This window comes from Fulvivirga kasyanovii, assembly GCF_009711405.1.
Lineage (GTDB): Bacteria > Bacteroidota > Bacteroidia > Cytophagales > Cyclobacteriaceae > Fulvivirga > Fulvivirga kasyanovii.
In genome coordinates this window covers 1-2,513 of sequence record NZ_SMLW01000226.1, presented here as the reverse complement: position 1 = coordinate 2,513, position 2,513 = coordinate 1, and the positions used below count along the sequence as shown (strand labels likewise).

Below are 2,513 nucleotides of genomic sequence, written 5' to 3'. Positions count from 1 at the left end.
TTATTGTAAGGGAAGCTATTGACCGACCCCAAAAGTGTGACGGATTGACCAATAGTTTCCACGATATTTGAACCTTATTTATTCTTGTTTTCTATAGGCCACATACATTTTGTGCTCTGAATTTTGGCGCATTTGCACGCCCACTTTTAATTGGTTGTTTTCCAAACTCAGTAAATGCCAGGTGATACTTTTATCTCCTTTTGAAAGTATTAATTTAGAGTCTTCTAACTCCCATTGAAAGGTTTGTTCAATAGGTTCACAGGTTGATGTGTATTTTACTTCTTTACTGTTTCCATCGGAATAAAATACGGTATGGTCTTTACCACAATCAGGAGCAGAGTGTTTACGTGGCATCACCCAACCTTTGCCATTGTCACCCATAATGGTGCCTTCTACTACCCAGGTACCCGTCAGGGCTTCTTTATCTATATTTTGAGCCAAAGCGGCATAGTTACTCAACGAAATACAAATGGCGATTAGTAACGCGCTACATAATATGTTCTTTTTCATTGCATGTTCTTTTATATTGAAAATAGGTTTACCAGGTGTTTTTTGGAGCTGCAAATTGCCCATTGGTTACGCTTATTTTTTCACCATCCTCAGACGAGGCTTCAAAGCTGAAAGTACCTTTAACAATACCGTCAGTATTGCTTATTATTTTGAGAGTCCCACTTATCGCTCCGTTATTTCCTCCAAAAGATGTCCCTGTTTCGGTCATAAGATCTGTCCATGCTGAGATTGTTGCGTTAAACGAGGTTTGGTCGTAAGTATTTTCAGACCCCTGAACAATTGGATATTCGCCTGGTTCGGGCAGGTCAATATTATCATTGGAGTTTTGTTCAAAATTAATATACCATGTTTTGTTGTTATGCATAATACCTTCATCATCAGAAATATTGAAATACTTGATGCTATATTGGTTATTAAGGTAATAAACCACATTACCTTCGATTGAGGTATTTTCAAAACCTGATACATCAAAAGCAATACGACCATCATTAATAGTTAAAGTAGAAGTTGGGTTGATATTGTCATTTTCATCATCGTCTTTACTACAAGAAAAAAGAAAAATTGAAGCAACTACAAGTGCTACAAAAAAGTGGTCTTGTTTAAAAAAAATCATAGATTTTAATTTTAATAAGGATTAAATTTTAGAATAGAAACATCAAACAAATAGACTCACACCAAAAGGGTTACTTGCTTGTTGATGTTTATTATGTTTTAATTATGGATTACAGTATTGTGATCCGACATTGTTAAAAGTGAGGTTGCCAACCGTGACGTTTTCAAACGGATCAGTGCCATATCCATAAAAAGCACAATTTTGCAAGTCTTTGAAAATCGTATTCTCTACAGTTAACATAGGTTGTGCGTGCAAGTATATTGCACCGGTGTTTACGCGATTGCCTACAGGAAAATCACCTTTGGCATTTTCTATAATAGCATGCGAAATGATATTGTTTTCTTGCGTGAATCCAAACATGATTCCACCCCAGTTCGTACCGTTATAGGCTTTTAAGTATACAGGATCATTGGGCATGCCTTGTATTTTTAAACTCAACTCATTGCCCGCGTCAGTTGAACCATCATAAGGTTGTAGATATCCCTCGGGTTTAAATTGCATTTCTACTCCCGCTTCAATGGTCAGGTGGCCGTTGTGCTTAATGTGTACCCTGTTATCAACTAGATAAGGCACATCTAATTTCTGCCAGCTTACCGTTTGGTCTTGTATTTCATAATAGGAAGTTGTGATGTTCAAATAATCTGAAGCATTACCTGCATAAGATGAGGTGTTGTTGAAGACATGAGCCATCTCCGCAGATACTTTTACAGGAACATCTTCATTAGCTGTTATTACTAAGTTTGAAGTGGTTACAGGTGCATTTTTTCTAATACCGTGAAAGTCTAGTCCAATGCTACCACCATTGCTGATCTCTACACTGTTTAAAGTAAGTGCTTGTGGAGGAGTTCCTGATACACCACGTAAAGCTAAAGTGCCTTCATATATAGGAGAAGAAGTAGTTAAGTTTTGCGAACCTGCATATTTTATTTGAGCATGTTCTATAAGATTGTTTTGATTATGAGCTTCTGCAAAGAAAATTCCTCTCCAATAACCTTTTTGCTTGGAAGTACCCGATAAAACAACAGGCTCCTCTTCTGTTCCTTTTATTTCAAATATTTTATTCTTAGGGGCGACATAAAGACCTGCATGATTTTCAAATTCGATCACTACACCAGGTTCTATTTTTAAGCCTCCCTGTACACTTGCCCAGCAATCAATTATATAATCTACCGGACGCAGGGTGTCGTTTTTCAATACGCGATCTTCACTAAAATAGTCACAAGCTAAAAGAACAGGTGGCAATAATTCTACCACAGGTGGTTTTGGCTCTACAGAATCGTCATCAGAACAAGACACCATTAAGGCTAAACTGAAAACAATCAGACTAAAATGTGATATTGTTTTAAAATAATTTTTCATTTTCAATTAAGTTTAATTTAATATTTTCAGC

Annotated in this window: 3 protein-coding genes; all 3 read right to left on the bottom strand. The window is 36.5% G+C overall.

Features of this window, described 5'->3' with window-relative positions; translation table 11 throughout:
* Positions 1–78 precede the first annotated feature (78 nt).
* A complete protein-coding gene (locus E1163_RS01085; RefSeq protein WP_185155910.1) occupies positions 79–510 on the bottom strand; it encodes a lipocalin family protein in 432 nt (143 codons plus the stop codon).
* A 28-nt stretch (positions 511–538) separates the two neighbouring features.
* Complete coding sequence (locus E1163_RS01080; RefSeq protein ID WP_155168678.1) at positions 539–1,123, bottom strand: hypothetical protein; 585 nt, start codon at positions 1,121–1,123, stop codon at positions 539–541.
* A gap of 102 nt (positions 1,124–1,225) precedes the next feature.
* Positions 1,226–2,482 (bottom strand): hypothetical protein, encoded by a 1,257-nt coding sequence (locus tag E1163_RS01075; RefSeq protein WP_155168677.1) that lies wholly within the window; start codon positions 2,480–2,482, stop codon positions 1,226–1,228.
* Positions 2,483–2,513: the final 31 nt, after the last annotated feature.